The 14481-nt window shown below is 40.9% G+C and carries 14 protein-coding genes and 1 tRNA gene; all 15 read right to left on the bottom strand.

The window, feature by feature from the left end:
- Window positions 1–18 precede the first annotated feature (18 nt).
- The 15 genes from DW103_RS03035 to DW103_RS02965 all read right to left on the bottom strand — a co-directional run bounded on the left by DW103_RS03035 (window position 19) and on the right by DW103_RS02965 (window position 14415).
- Window positions 19–492, bottom strand: coding sequence for a hypothetical protein (locus DW103_RS03035; RefSeq protein WP_122274182.1), 474 nt, complete (start codon window positions 490–492; stop codon window positions 19–21).
- Window positions 493–540: 48 nt separating this feature from the next.
- Entirely contained in the window at window positions 541–930 is a 390-nt protein-coding gene (locus DW103_RS03030; protein ID WP_122274181.1) for a hypothetical protein, read from the bottom strand.
- A 46-nt stretch (window positions 931–976) separates the two neighbouring features.
- On the bottom strand, window positions 977–1528 hold the full coding sequence (locus DW103_RS03025; protein WP_122274180.1) for an RNA polymerase sigma factor: 552 nt from the start codon (window positions 1526–1528) through the stop codon (window positions 977–979).
- Window positions 1529–1696: 168 nt separating this feature from the next.
- Window positions 1697–1778: transfer RNA gene (locus tag DW103_RS03020), tRNA-Leu, on the bottom strand.
- 215 nt (window positions 1779–1993) lie between these two features.
- Entirely contained in the window at window positions 1994–3631 is a 1638-nt protein-coding gene (gene groL / locus DW103_RS03015; protein ID WP_122274179.1) for a chaperonin GroEL, read from the bottom strand.
- 39 nt (window positions 3632–3670) lie between these two features.
- Window positions 3671–3940 (bottom strand): co-chaperone GroES, encoded by a 270-nt coding sequence (locus DW103_RS03010; protein WP_122274280.1) that lies wholly within the window; start codon window positions 3938–3940, stop codon window positions 3671–3673.
- Window positions 3941–4276: 336 nt separating this feature from the next.
- Window positions 4277–5707 (bottom strand): glycoside hydrolase family 30 beta sandwich domain-containing protein, encoded by a 1431-nt coding sequence (locus DW103_RS03005; RefSeq protein WP_122274178.1) that lies wholly within the window; start codon window positions 5705–5707, stop codon window positions 4277–4279.
- A 59-nt stretch (window positions 5708–5766) separates the two neighbouring features.
- Entirely contained in the window at window positions 5767–7122 is a 1356-nt protein-coding gene (gene hisS / locus DW103_RS03000; RefSeq protein ID WP_122274177.1) for a histidine--tRNA ligase, read from the bottom strand.
- A gap of 77 nt (window positions 7123–7199) precedes the next feature.
- On the bottom strand, window positions 7200–7886 hold the full coding sequence (locus DW103_RS02995; RefSeq protein WP_122274176.1) for a zinc metallopeptidase: 687 nt from the start codon (window positions 7884–7886) through the stop codon (window positions 7200–7202).
- Between the two features lie 121 nt (window positions 7887–8007).
- Window positions 8008–9279, bottom strand: coding sequence for an adenylosuccinate synthase (locus tag DW103_RS02990; protein WP_122274175.1), 1272 nt, complete (start codon window positions 9277–9279; stop codon window positions 8008–8010).
- A 27-nt stretch (window positions 9280–9306) separates the two neighbouring features.
- The gene (locus DW103_RS02985) at window positions 9307–9771 is read right to left on the bottom strand and encodes a Fur family transcriptional regulator (RefSeq protein WP_122274174.1); all 465 of its coding nucleotides are present in this window, start codon (window positions 9769–9771) and stop codon (window positions 9307–9309) included.
- Window positions 9772–9831: 60 nt separating this feature from the next.
- Window positions 9832–10515 (bottom strand): DNA alkylation repair protein, encoded by a 684-nt coding sequence (locus DW103_RS02980; protein WP_122274173.1) that lies wholly within the window; start codon window positions 10513–10515, stop codon window positions 9832–9834.
- A 3-nt stretch (window positions 10516–10518) separates the two neighbouring features.
- Window positions 10519–12546, bottom strand: coding sequence for a dihydrofolate reductase (locus tag DW103_RS02975; protein WP_122274279.1), 2028 nt, complete (start codon window positions 12544–12546; stop codon window positions 10519–10521).
- 94 nt (window positions 12547–12640) lie between these two features.
- Window positions 12641–13534 carry a PHB depolymerase family esterase gene (locus DW103_RS02970; RefSeq protein WP_122274278.1) on the bottom strand — a complete coding sequence of 298 codons (894 nt, stop codon included), beginning with the start codon at window positions 13532–13534 and terminating at the stop codon, window positions 12641–12643.
- A gap of 20 nt (window positions 13535–13554) precedes the next feature.
- Window positions 13555–14415, bottom strand: coding sequence for an SGNH/GDSL hydrolase family protein (locus DW103_RS02965; RefSeq protein ID WP_122274172.1), 861 nt, complete (start codon window positions 14413–14415; stop codon window positions 13555–13557).
- Between the last annotated feature and the right edge of the window lie 66 nt (window positions 14416–14481).

The raw sequence follows: 14481 nt of genomic DNA, 5'->3' as shown, positions 1-14481 counted from the left end.
ACAAATAATGATAATATTTTATTCTTTCTTATTCTCTTCTTCTTTTTTATCCCTGTCACCCTTCATAAACTCGCGCGCGAACTTCAACTCCGCTTGCTTGTATTTATAAAGTTTTTTTGGTGATAATATCTTTTTAAATTTCTCGTAATAATCCTTCTCCAATTGCGCTTGTTTCAAATTGACTTTCACGCATTCATCAATTACTTTCATGTAGTCTTCATCACTTGCGTCAGGATTTCGTCTCAAATCTTTAGATAATTTACGGCATTCACGCCCCGCCTCAAACAGCTTTTCCTGAAGTTCATTACAAAGAGGTATAAATTTTGATGCCTCTTCTGGCGTTAGCCCAACTTCCGCTGTAATAAACGCGTTCCGTTTTGCTAGAAATGCCTCCTTATCAAAGTTCCGATGTGGCTTCCCTCCTTGAGCATTTACGCTAAATGAGAACACAACTGAAAACGCCACAAATGTAATAAAAAATATTTTATTCATACAAGTATTATTACAAAAATATTGTGAAAAGATTGTTTTTTCTTCATTTTATTCAGATTCACTCAAATCTCCTGCCAATATATAACTTGCGTAACGTTCTTCCAGATACTCAAGATATTCTTCATCTTCTGCTGCCTGAACAGCCGAAACCTTATTTGCAGAGATTTCAGTCTTGACCAATAACGAATCATTCTTGACAGTTTTGTCTTCAGGACCGACCAGGACTCTAAAAAACAATCCCAGTCCGGCAAACACCGCCGCCATGTAAAGCCATGGGCGAACACGATCCATGAGGGAGATTTTTTTCACTTCCTCCTGTGGGGATTTCTCGGGAAGCTGGCTCATAATATTGGCAGTCAACCCTTCCATATACCCTTCGGGCACAGAAAAAGGATTTTTTCCTTTAAAACGGTCCAGGTTGTTTTGTTCTGTTTTCATATCAACTCTCTTTTATGTTCTTTTGACAAATGGCAACACGAAAGGTTTAAACGTCTTTTGTTAAAAACTCTTCGACTTTTTTGACAGCGTGATGATAAGAGGCTTTCAAAGCTCCCACCGATGTCCCAAAAATCTCCGACATATCTTCGTATTTCATATCATCAAAGTATTTCATATTAAATACAGCACGCTGCTTTTCCGGTAACCTCAGGATAGCTTCCTGCAATTTCATTTGAGCCGCATCTCCATCAAAATACTCATCTCCCTTCAGACGTTCAAGCAAAAACACGTCTGCATCATCTATCGACACATTATTGACAGCTCGCTGGCGGTTTAGAAAAGTAATACATTCGTTTATAGCTATTTTATACAACCAAGTGGATAATTTTGCATCACCTCTGAAATAATCAATATTTGTCCACGCTTTCAAGAATGTATTCTGCAACAAATCATTCGCATCATCATGGTCAAATACCATTTTTCGTATTTGCCAGTACAACTTCTCCCCATAGATATTGACAATCTGCGCAAAAGCATCCCGCTGACATGCGGGATTGCGTAATTGTTCTATTATCTCATCTTCTGTATACTGCTGCATCCCTATTCGCTATTTGGCGGTAAATATAAGAAAAATAATTTATCATCCAATATCATTTGCTGAAGTAGGATTTTTTTAAATTCATATCTTATTTGCCTTAATCATCATACAAAAAGAGAGAATCCAAAAAAAAAGGCGGATAACCTTTCGATTATCCGCCTTCAGAAGTGCCCAGAACAGGACTCGAACCTGCATGCCTCTCGACACACGCACCTGAAACGTGCGCGTCTACCAATTCCGCCACCTGGGCAATTCATTACTTAAATAAAAACAATCTCTCTCGATTGCGGTTGCAAAGGTAGTAAGTTTTTCGGAATAACCAAACATAATACAAACAATAAACCGACGAACTCCATTATTCCACACTATATATAATACAACCGAATATAATCTTAACCTTTAAACAAATAAAAACGGCTACCCCCAAAGGAAGCAGCCGTTTTTGTTTTATAATTGCGGGAAGAATTACATCATACCGCCCATGCCACCCATACCCGGGTTCATTGCTGGAGCTGCAGGAGTTTCTTCTTTCTTATCGGCAATGACACATTCTGTAGTCAGGAACATGCCAGCAATAGATGCTGCATTTTCCAAAGCTACACGTGCAACTTTAGCAGGGTCGATTACACCGGCAGCACACAGATTTTCAAATTTATCTGCACGAGCATTGTAACCATAATCGCCTTTACCTTCTTTTACTTTCTGAACGATAACGGCACCTTCTTTTCCGGCGTTTTCAACAATCTGACGAAGCGGTTCTTCAATCGCGCGTTTTACGATTTCAATACCGGTTTCTTCGTCCTCGTTTTCACCCTTCATGCCTTCCAAAGCTTCGATAGCACGGATATAAGCTACGCCACCACCCGGAACCGTACCTTCTTCGATAGCAGCACGGGTTGCATGCAAAGCATCATCCACACGGTCTTTCTTTTCTTTCATTTCAACTTCAGAAGGAGCACCTACATACAGAACAGCTACACCACCAGCCATTTTAGCCAGACGTTCCTGCAGTTTTTCCTTATCATAGTCGGAAGTTGTGTTCTCTATCTGAATCTTAATCTGACCGATACGAGCTTGGATAGCATCTTTATCACCGGCACCATTCACAATGGTTGTAGTATCTTTATCTACAGTTACCTTTTCTGCAGTACCCAGCATATCCATTGTTGCACCTTCCAGTTTCAATCCCTTTTCTTCCGAGATGACTGTTCCACCGGTCAAGACTGCGATATCTTCCAACATTGCTTTACGACGATCGCCAAAGCCCGGAGCTTTAACTGCACAAATCTTCAAAGAACCACGCAGGCGGTTTACAACCAAAGTAGCCAAAGCTTCGCTATCGATATCTTCAGCGATAATCAACAACGGACGTCCACTCTGAACTGTCGGTTCAAGGATAGGCAGTAAATCTTTCAATACGGAAATCTTTTTATCATAAATCAGGATATACGGATTTTCCATTTGGCATTCCATCTTTTCCGTATCTGTTACGAAATACGGAGAGATATAACCACGGTCAAACTGCATACCTTCAACAACATCAACCGTAGTTTCAGTACCTTTCGCTTCTTCAACTGTGATGACACCTTCTTTTTTCACTCTCTGCATTGCTTCTGCAATCAGTTTACCGATGGCTTCATCGCCATTAGCAGAAATTTTTGCAACATGTTCGATTTTTTCGAATTGGTCGCCAACAGCTTCAGCTTGTTCAGCAAGACTTTCTACCACTTTGGCAACAGCTTTATCGATACCACGTTTCAAATCCATCGGATTAGCACCAGCTGTCACATTTTTCAGACCGACACCGATAATAGATTGTGCCAACACTGTAGCAGTAGTCGTACCGTCACCGGCATTGTCATTCGTTTTGGAAGCAACTTCTTTCACTAACTGAGCACCCATATTTTCAAACGGGCAAGCTAATTCTACTTCTTTTGCTACAGTTACACCGTCCTTAGTAATATGAGGAGCACCGAATTTCTTTTCGATAATCACATTACGTCCTTTCGGGCCCAAAGTTACTTTTACTGCATTAGCCAACTCATCCACGCCTTTCTTCAGAAGGTCGCGGGCATCCATATCGTATTTAATTTCTTTTGCCATAGTAGTAATATCTTATATTTTTATTGATTTAATTGTGAATTAGATAATAGCTAAAATATCAGACTGACGCATGATAAGATACTTTTCACCGTCCAGTTCGATTTCTGTACCGGCATATTTGCCATACAGTACATTGTCACCTTTCTTTACAACCATTTCTTCATCTTTCGTTCCGTTACCTACGGCAACAACTTCACCTTTTAAAGGTTTTTCTTTTGCTGAATCCGGAATAATGATTCCGCCAAGAGTCTTTTCTTCTGCTGCAGCCGGCTTGATAAGCACTCTGTCTGCTAAAGGTTTAATGTTCATCATTGTATATTTTTTAATTGTTAATAATATTATGTTTGTCTTATGCTTTTTAAGCACACGTAATTGCCTATGCGAATACTGTGCCAAAGTATTTAATAAGTAAAAGACTGACAATTTTACATCTTCCGACAGGCAAACTATGCAAATATGACTGACAGGATGACTATCTATTAACCAACTTCCTCCAACAAAAGATTAGGGAAAAAGACACAAGATTTCCAAAATCTATATAAGGGAACAAAAAAATTGCGGTTTGCAATTTGGCTAAAAAGCTATATTCAAACATTTTAGCCAAATCCCAGACCGCAAAGTCATTCTTTTTAAAACTACCGGTTCTCAATGAACCAGCAATGTCGATACGGAATGTGCCGCCAATACCGGCTGATAAACATTTTTCCCAATCCGGACCGTCACCTTCTCCTCCTTATTCGTATCGTTTGCCAATGCCACTACAACACTTTCGTCCGGATTGACAAAAGCAAGCAAATTTCCGAAAGTCCCCTCTGTCTCTACTTTATAAGCTCCCGGCTGTACATAATGGCTAAGATGCTTCATGATATAATATTCAGGAGTGTATTGGAATGATTTTGTATCCGGGTCTACCACTACTAAAGAATTTTGAGCCCATCCCCAACGGCTAATTCCTCCTTTTTCAAGTGAGATATTCCAATACATATAAGCAGACACTCCGTTATCAAAATAGTGACGCATCAAATTCCAAGAATATTCAGCCCCTCTCCAATCGTTCCTGCCATCCCCACACTCTTGTTCTGTCTGATAAAGTTTCATATCCGGATAACGCTCATGTATTCCTTTAATAGCCCCACGTCCTGCCCACTGGAAACCGACACCACTGACATATTTACTGCTAGACGCATCTGTCAGAATTGTATCCACCAAGGCTTCATTCGCCCGCTCCATCGTACCAAACATGACCTGGACATCCAGTTCTCTCATAGCCGGTCCCAAATAGTTACCGACAAAATTTGCCAACGAAGCTGCTGTCCAACAACAACTGGGAAATATCTGAGCAGAATTAAATTCATTCTGTGGCATAACTGCAAAAATATCAACACCTTGCTCTTTATAAGCATTGATGAATTTCGAAAAATATAACGCATAAGCTTTCAAATAAGCATCCTCCTGGATAAACATATCCGTCCCTTCATGCCCTATCTTATCCGCCGGTAAACCATTCCGATATTTTTCATCCATATTCTCACCGGTATAAGCAGAAGCATAATGCTTATTATATTTCATCCAAGAAGGCGGACACCAAGGAGAAGCCCAAATACGCAAATCCGGTTTATATTTTTGTGCATTTTTGATAAAAGGGACCAAAGTCTGTTGATCATTGGCAATTGTGAAATTCTTCATTTCAAAATCACCATCCGCTTCATTATAAGAATACCAATCACGTGAAAAATCATTAGCTCCCACCGGCATACGGCAAATAGTAAAATTCGCACCGAAATCGGGGAAAAAAAGTTCTTCCATTATTTTCTCCCGCTCAGTAGGCTCTAAGCGACTTAAAGAAATCCATCCCAACTCGTTAAAACAGGCACCAAAACCATCTATCATTTGCTGTTTCTTATCCGTTCGGACAGTCACATCAATCTCTTTGACCGTATCAGCCAATGCCGATACCAAATCCGGCTGTTCTTGCCAAGGAGTCTTTTCAGTTGTTGTCATCCAAGATGCGTGTGGCTGGAAAGTACAAGATGACAAACACAAAACTACGGTGAGAATCAAAACGTGTGTTTTCATGATTAACAATTTTAAGAGATGTAAGGGCAACCGGTTCAGGCTGCCCTTAGATATTCTGATTAGAAACGTTCTATCAATTCATCTACGGTAACCGGAATCTGTTCGCCGGTTATCATATTTTTCAGATTAACCTTACCCTCATTCATTTCCGTTTCACCTACAAGGGCGACAAAGGGTATTTTCTTCGTATCGGCATATCCCATTTGTTTTTTCATTTTTGCAGACTCTGGATACAATTCCGTCCGGATACCTGCCGCACGAACTTTTGCGATTACCGGCAATAAATAATCGGCCTCTTTTTCTCCAAAGTTCACAAACAATAATTGAGTGGTCTGTAAAGAATCCGCCGGATATAAATCCAATTGGTTCAAAACATCAAAAATACGATCCGCACCAAAAGAAATACCAACCCCCGATACACCATCCATGCCGAATACACCTGTCAAATTATCATAACGTCCGCCACCTGTTATACTGCCAATCTGCACATCCAGCGCTTTTACCTCGAAGATGGCTCCGGTATAATAATTCAACCCACGAGCCAGTGTCAAATCCAGTTCCAGTTCTGCATTCAGGGATAGCGCGTCAATCTTATCCAAGATAAATTCCATTTCAGCAATACCCTTCACTGCAATTTCAGAAGCTGACAATTCTTTTTTCAAGACAGACAATTTTTCACGGTTCGAACCTTTCAGCATGATTATCGGCTGTAAACGAGCAATAGCCTCCTCCGATAATTCTTTTGAACGTAATTCTTCATTTACATTATCCAGACCAATCTTATCAAGTTTGTCGATAGCAACTGTAATATCTACAATCTTATCTGCCTCTCCAATGATTTCAGCAATACCGGAAAGTATTTTACGATTATTCATCTTGATGCAAACCCGAATACCAAAACGGCGGAACACTTCATCCATAATTTGTATCAGTTCCACCTCATTAATCAAAGAGTCCGAACCGACTACATCGCCATCACACTGGTAAAACTCGCGATAACGTCCTTTTTGCGGACGGTCTGCACGCCAAACCGGCTGTATCTGGTAACGTTTGAACGGAAACGTTATTTCATTCCGATGTTGTACGACAAAACGGGCAAAAGGAACTGTCAAATCATAACGCAAACCTTTCTCACAAGCTTTTACAGCAAATTTAACGGCATTGTGTTCCAACAGTTCTTCATCGGAAATACCGGCAAAACAATCACCGGAATTTAATATTTTAAACAACAGCTTGTCTCCCTCTTCACCATACTTTCCCATCAAAGTAGACAAATTTTCCATAGCAGGAGTTTCAATCTGCTGAAATCCATACAGATGATAAACATCTCGAATTGTGTTGAATATATAATTACGTTTCGCCATTTCTTCCGGCGAAAAATCTCTTGTTCCCTTAGGAATAGACGGTTTTTGCATATTTCTTTAATTTATTATTCTGATTGCAAAGGTAATGCTTTTACAGGAATATAGAAGTTGTTCCGTCGAAATACCGATTAATCCCTGCTCCTTCCTCCCAGAAAAATCATGATATAATACAACAATGTTGCCAGCGAACCTAAAGCTGCAACCACATATGTATAAGCGGCCGAACGCAACGCATCTTCCGCCTTATCATGTGTATAGACATTTGTTATTCCGGCATTGCTCAACCAAACTAAAGCACGCTTGCTCGCATTAATTTCAACCGGCAATGTTATAAAACTAAAGAGGGTTGTCGTTGCAAACAGAATAATGCCAAAAAGCAACAACTGCGGAAATTTATGAATCAATAACATACCACCCAACAAAACCCATGTCATAATGTTTGAGGCAAAACTAACAACCGGAACCAATGCCGAACGCATCCTTAGCGGAGCGTAAGCCGTAGCATGTTGCACGGCATGTCCACATTCGTGAGCTGCCACAGCAGCGGCGGCAATACTATTACTATAATATACGGATTCACTCAGATTCACCGTTTGGTTTGCCGGATTATAATGGTCCGTCAGATGGCCGGGAGTAGAGATTACTTTCACATCATAAATACCATTATCATGCAACATCTTCTCCGCTACATCCTTACCTGTCATACCATTCGGCATAGGAATTTTGGAATACTTCTCAAACTTATTCTGCAGCCTCGAAGAGACCAACCAGCTAAGAAGGGCAAAACCGATAAATATAATCCAATACATGCTCATAAAATTCTAATTTATATAGTTATACAAATAAGGATAAGCAAAAAGTCTGCCAAAAATAAAAATGGCAGGAGCACTCCCTTTCGGGATGTGGTCTTCTGCCATTTTGTATTATATTCTTTTTTTATTCTTCCGTATATCTGACAATTGTTTGTTCACGGTCAGGACCGACGGAAACAATTTTAACAGGTACACCCAGCTCCTCTTCAAGGAACGAAAGATAAGCATTGAATTCCTCAGGGAATTCATCTTCACTCTGCATCTTTGTCATGTCAGTCTTCCAACCCGGCAATTCCACATATACAGGTTCGATTGTATCATCTATTTCAAACGGGAATTCCGTAATTTCCTCACCATTGACCTTATAAGCCACGCAAGCTTTAATCGTGTCGAAGCTATCCAGCACATCACTCTTCATCATAATCAACTTGCTTACCCCGTTAATCATCACCGCATATTTCAATGCGACCAGGTCAATCCAACCACAACGGCGTTTACGTCCGGTCACCGCACCGAACTCATGCCCTAATTGGCCGATTCTATCTCCCGTTTCATCAAACAATTCCGTAGGAAACGGACCACTGCCCACACGCGTACAATAAGCCTTAAAAATCCCATATACTTCTCCGATATTACGAGGAGAAACCCCCAAGCCGGTACAACAACCGGCACAAATCGTATTTGAAGAAGTCACAAACGGATAAGAACCGAAGTCTATATCCAGCATAGTTCCCTGTGCGCCTTCAGCCAAAACAGACTTCCCTTCTTTCAGAAAGTTATTGATGACATGTTCACTGTCAATCAACCGGAACTGTTTCAGGTATTCCAAAGCCTTAAACCACAGTGCTTCCAGTTCTGTAATATCATATTCATAGCTCAACGAATGCAGAATAGCCTCATGTCTGGCTTTTGCAGCCGCATATTTTTCATCAAAATTGTGTAACAAATCACCGACACGAATCCCGTTACGACTGATTTTATCTGTATAAGTCGGGCCAATACCTTTACCGGTCGTACCAATTTTACCGGAACCTTTAGAAGCCTCGTAAGCAGCATCCAATATACGGTGAGTAGGCAAGATAAGATGTGCTTTCTTGGAAATGCAAAGCTGTTTGGTCAAGTCGTGTCCACTGGCAGCAAGTGCCTCAGCTTCCTGTTGGAATAACAACGGATCCAATACAACACCGTTACCGATAACGTTAACCTTACCACCTTGAAAAATTCCGGAAGGGATAGAGCGCAACACATACTTTTCGCCGTTAAATTCCAAAGTATGTCCTGCATTGGGACCTCCTTGAAAACGAGTAATCACATCGTAATTCGGAGTCAGAACATCGACAACTTTACCTTTGCCCTCGTCGCCCCATTGCAATCCTAATAATACATCTACTTTCATCTTTATATATATAGACTGTTAATACTTTTATTTCCCATTTTTCCGTTGAAGCCGATACTTACATTTACTGCATAAACCGTAAATATAAAGCGCATAATATTCCGGTGTAAATCGAGTAACCTTCAGACCAGCCACATCTCTTCTCAGCGTTGCGTCTTTCAGCTCCCGGATAGCCCCGCATTTGCTGCAAACCAGATGCATATGCGTTTCCGCCAAACTCCTTAACTCATATTGGACAGACTGGGTTGGCAATTGATGTCGCACAATCAATCCTCCATCGACTAATACTTCCAAGGTATTATAAAGAGTAGCTCGACTCACATGGAAATTCGCATCTTCCAATTTTTGATAGAGTTGGCACATATCGAAATGGCCGGGGAAATTGCATATACATTCTAATATAGCAAATCGTTCCTCAGTCTTCCGTAGTTTTTTCTCTGCAAGATACTTGGTAAACAAGTTCTGCAGCTCTATGTATTTTTTTCCATCCATCTTAACGTTGCGACTCCACGCGAACGGCAAAGTTAGCGCATTTATTTTAAACGCAAAGCCTTAGCGGTAATATTCAAATTCAAATTTTAAATCATTATAAATTTCTACTTGTTCCGGCACATCTTTATATTCTGGTATCACGTCGAACATATTCATTATATGAGCAGCTCTTTGAGACGACTGCCGGCCATAAAATTTCATTGCTTTTATAGCCGCCTGTTTTTCCATCCACGGCGCTCCAAAATCAGTCCACAACGTCGTACGCATCGACTCGACCAAAAAAGCAGCCTGTATAGGCGGGATTAAATCTTTTCCTTCTTTAAACAATTCACTCCAAATAAGATATGCTACCGTACGTGCATAAAAATCGTTCACATTGTAAATCAGGCCCATTGTCAATTTTTCAATGCCCGGTAATTTACAAAACAAATTCTTACTACAATACTCAGCAATTTCCAAATGGGGAATTTCTTTTATCCACTCCTTAGCCCGCTCGCAAGTAAAACTCTCTACCGGCTGCAACAGGGTTGCCATAATTTTAAATTCACGTATATCTTCCTTCCATAAAGCAGAGGCCAGCTCGTCATCCTGTTCGAAAGAAGCAGCAATCTGCTTGATTTCGGGATACGGAACCCCGAAGTTCAGCTTATAGACAACCCCTTTTTCTCGCATGCTGGACGAAATAACACCGTTCATGGCAAGCCGCAAACACTTTCGTATCTCTTTTATTTTATCTTCAACCATTTTTTAATTATTATAAGAAGGTAGGAACGAATAATCTTTACTGTAACGCAACATTTGCTCTGCATATCCTTCCGTGTAATCCAATACAATATCCGTCACATTCCCCCTATTATCCTTCACCTCTCTCATGACAGGATTAACAAAACCCTTATACGGAGCCAGCTTCAGTCCGGCATATCGTTTAAGAACTTCCGCATGCAAAACAGAATCCACTCTTACTCCGTAATCCTCCACCAGCATCTTCCCGGCAGAATAATCGCCTTCGCTCTTAATACGCTGCACTTCAGCCAATAAAGCCCCGAACAGGTTACGCAGTTTTTCATAATCATTCACGACAACATACGTCTTTCCATCCCGTTTCTTCAGTTCGATAACGTTGTCGTTTTTTCCTTTTTCATATACCCACCGGGCTATCAACTGTCGATTGCGCATATGCGCCTCCTCTATATTTTTACCCAGCTCGATACGAACCAACTGCGTCATCAAACCATTCATTATATATTTATAATATTCCGCTTTATAAGCTTCCGCATCCGGAACAAGTCCCAATTCCACCAATTTGGCATCTCCCAAATAGTACAAACCGAACAAATCGGCACGAGCTTCTTCCAATGTGGAGCTATAAGCCTTCAACGCATCCGGATCAGTATCAGGAAGTAACTTCCCGGAACCATGTCCCAGACATTCGTGCAAGTCCGTATGCAAATTATCGGTAATAAAGCCATACTTTTTCATTCCTTCACGCTCCACATCGCTCCAAACAAATTCTTCATTAAAGCCATTACCTTGTGAAGCCTTATCATAGGCTTCTGTAATATTTTCTATCGTAACCGACTTAGAGCCATGGTCGCGCCGTATCCAGTCGGCATTCGGCAAATTAATTCCTATCGGAGTCGCCGGATAACAATCACCTCCCAACATCGCAACCGTTATCACCTTAGCACTCACACCTTTTACCTTTTCTTTCTTGAAACGGCTATCTACCGGCGAATGATCTTCAAACCATTGTGCATTGCCGCTAATTACTTTTGTACGCTTGGTCGCTTCCTTATTTATAAAATTCACAGTAGATTCCCAACTGGCTTTCATTCCTAACGGATCACCGTATGTTTCAATAAATCCGTTTACAAAATCAACATCAGAAACCGTATCTTCCACCCAAAGAATGGAATAAGCATCAAATATTTTCAAATCTCCGGTCTGATAATATTCAATCAACCTTTCAATGATTGCTTTCTGCACCTTGTTTTCGGCAAAAGGAACAGCTTTTCGCAATTCGGAAACAATCTTTTCGATAGCAGCCGAATAAAGTCCACCGACTTTCCATACTTTCTCTACAATCTTCCCGTTTTCTTTCACCAAACGGCTATTCAAGCCATAAGATATCGGGGTTATCGTATCTTTTCCGGCTTTCATTCCGGCATAAAAATCCTCTACTTCTTCCTGTGTAATCCCGCCACTATAATAATTGTTGGCCGATGCCAGTATTAAATCAGCATCTCCACTCTGTACCGTACGTTTGGATAGTACAGCCGAATCAAATATCACAGGAATAATTTCCTCCAGGAACTGCCCGACAGTTTGTCCTTCCCGTAGCGGCAGTTGCTCGGGAGCCAATTGCGATACGCAACTCTTAAAGAACTCAATCGTAAAATCGGCAGTAAACTTATCTTCCGCATAATGATGATGAATACCATTCGCAAACCAAACACGTTTCAAGTAAGTCTCCAATGCTGTAAATTGCACATCTTTCCGATTTCCTTTATAGCTCATATATATAGCCTCCAGTGTACGGCGAATCGGCAAATTGTAACGGCAATTCTGATCATACAGAATATCCCGTCCCATTAATGCCGCTTCCGACAAATGGAATAAAAGTTGTTTCCGTTGAAGTGATAAGTTCTCAAAATCGGGAACCTGATAGCGTAATATCTGCAAATCGGCGAATTGATCTACCACATAATCGAAATTATCCTGTTGCCTGATATTTCCCGACTCCTGCCCCGTGGCAGTCATAGCCATTACTGTCATAATTGTTATCATTAAATTCTTCATTACTCAGCCTTTATTATCCTCACAAAGATAAAAAGAAAACCCGGACGGCATGATGCACTAAACAAAACATCTACTCTTTCTTAACGAATTTCCCGAAAAACTTCCATATTTCTTCAGCTGTATTAACATCCTGCTCCCCCCAACCATGCTGTCCGTTTACAATCTCATAGAGCCAGACTTCATTCCCCCCGGTTCCATTCAAATATTTATGAGACACTACATAATGACCATTCCGGCTATCCTTTACAGCAAGCGTATCAACCTGTTCCTGCGTACATCGATTTTTAGCCACCCAATAATTGATTGCCAACGGTACAGGAATATAAGCTCCCCAGCCTCCTTTATCCTCCAAATCGCCGTCCCATTCAGAAGTACGGTCCTCAGTCCCATGTATTTCAAGCAATGGGATAGCTTGAGGACAGTCATATTCCCGGTATATCCATTCCATTGTAAGACCCGCTATAGGAGCTACAGCCGAAAAGACATCCGGTTTCCGGTAAGCCAGCAAATAACACATTTCGCCACCATTCGACAACCCCGTACAAAATGTATTTTGAGGACTAAGCTGGAATTTCTTTTGCAACAATTCGGCCAATTGGCACAAAAAGGAGACATCATCGACAGTCATATCAGCTTGAAAAGGATAACCGACATTCCAACAAGGATTTCCTCTGCCGTCCTTTATACCTTTCGGGTAACAAACAGCGAACTTATTTTTTTCCGCCACCTTATCCATACCATAATCTAGGTTAACATCCCCTCCATATCCATGCAGGACAAACACTAAGGGAGCGTTTTCAGGCAATTGTTCCGGTAAATAAAGATGATAAGTTCGCTCAAATCCGTCTATCGTACAGGTATAAGTCTGCAAACCGGAGGAAACTTTTTCCGATTGCCCATAAACCGGATAAGAAAACGGTAATAATAACAAGAATAATATCCCCGCAAAATAAATGTTTTTCATTATGATTTCTTTTATGTTCTTCATTCAAAATCAGCCGGGAATGCCAACAACTGATACATCAATGCCTTTGCCATCCGATAGTGTCCATCGGCATTCGGATGCAACCGGTCGGTGTCTTCTTTATGAAAGTAGCAAGTATGCGAATCACTTACCGGAAAAAGTCCGCTAACACTATTCAGGTCTACAACCGGAAGTGCCCAGACATTTGCCGCCTCTTTTATCACATCCACATATTCGTCCACAAACAAACCAATCTGATTCGGATACGATTCATCCGGTTGTATATTATCATCACTAAACCGGGCATATCCCCGATGTATCGGAGTCAGCAACACAATTTGTTTAGTAGGAAAATTCGTTTTCAAATACGACATCACCTTATTGATACGTCCGCGAAACGTATTTTCATCCATTTGCAACGTACGTTTTTTCCGGGTTTCCTTTTTCGGTCCCGACACTTCCACCTCCTGCTCCCCCACAGAATACCATTCCCCTAACGGAACCCCTGCATTATAATCATTTGTTCCGGCAAAAATCAGAATAGCATCGACCTCATTCCCCATCTCCGCATTCAATTTTTCCGCCTGTTCCAACACCCCGGTCCACTGATGTCCATTGATACCATAAACAAAAGGCTTCAAGCCAAGCATCTCTTCCAAATACTGCCAATAATTTTTAGCAGTTCCAACATGTATTTTATCGGTTATAGAGTCCCCCAAAAAAGCAACTTTTTTCCCCTTCCATTGATTTTCCGCAGCCTGCTCTTGCTGAACGCCCGGCATACAGCTACTTGTATAAGGATAAATATCCGTCGATAACAACAAAGCCGAGAGTAAAAAAGCAGAATATCGTATATACTTTCCTTCTTTCCTTTTTTTCATGGTTCCTTATTTTTTATACGTGTTTACTCATTAATACATAGGTTTCCTCTTTGTTTCATTACAAAT

It is taken from the genome of Parabacteroides sp. AM08-6, from assembly GCF_003473295.1.
Classification (GTDB): Bacteria; Bacteroidota; Bacteroidia; order Bacteroidales; family Tannerellaceae; genus Parabacteroides.
Note: the sequence above shows the minus strand (reverse complement) of the source record. Positions and strands in the feature narration are given on the sequence as shown.

Bases quoted from the DNA above. Each gene is read 5' to 3' on its own strand.
- DW103_RS03005 (WP_122274178.1), bottom strand. From the start codon at position 5,707: ATGAAAACACACGTTTTGATTCTCACCGTAGTTTTGTGTTTGTCATCT.
- DW103_RS03035 (WP_122274182.1), bottom strand. From the start codon at position 492: ATGAATAAAATATTTTTTATTACATTTGTGGCGTTTTCAGTTGTGTTC.
- DW103_RS03025 (WP_122274180.1), bottom strand. From the start codon at position 1,528: ATGCAGCAGTATACAGAAGATGAGATAATAGAACAATTACGCAATCCC.
- DW103_RS02965 (WP_122274172.1), bottom strand. From the start codon at position 14,415: ATGAAAAAAAGGAAAGAAGGAAAGTATATACGATATTCTGCTTTTTTA.
- DW103_RS02995 (WP_122274176.1), bottom strand. From the start codon at position 7,886: ATGAGCATGTATTGGATTATATTTATCGGTTTTGCCCTTCTTAGCTGG.
- DW103_RS02990 (WP_122274175.1), bottom strand. From the start codon at position 9,279: ATGAAAGTAGATGTATTATTAGGATTGCAATGGGGCGACGAGGGCAAA.
- groL (WP_122274179.1), bottom strand. From the start codon at position 3,631: ATGGCAAAAGAAATTAAATACGATATGGATGCCCGCGACCTTCTGAAG.
- DW103_RS02970 (WP_122274278.1), bottom strand. From the start codon at position 13,534: ATGAAAAACATTTATTTTGCGGGGATATTATTCTTGTTATTATTACCG.
- DW103_RS02975 (WP_122274279.1), bottom strand. From the start codon at position 12,546: ATGACAGTAATGGCTATGACTGCCACGGGGCAGGAGTCGGGAAATATC.
- DW103_RS02980 (WP_122274173.1), bottom strand. From the start codon at position 10,515: ATGGTTGAAGATAAAATAAAAGAGATACGAAAGTGTTTGCGGCTTGCC.
- DW103_RS03030 (WP_122274181.1), bottom strand. From the start codon at position 930: ATGAAAACAGAACAAAACAACCTGGACCGTTTTAAAGGAAAAAATCCT.
- hisS (WP_122274177.1), bottom strand. From the start codon at position 7,122: ATGCAAAAACCGTCTATTCCTAAGGGAACAAGAGATTTTTCGCCGGAA.
- DW103_RS03010 (WP_122274280.1), bottom strand. From the start codon at position 3,940: ATGAACATTAAACCTTTAGCAGACAGAGTGCTTATCAAGCCGGCTGCA.
- DW103_RS02985 (WP_122274174.1), bottom strand. From the start codon at position 9,771: ATGGATGGAAAAAAATACATAGAGCTGCAGAACTTGTTTACCAAGTAT.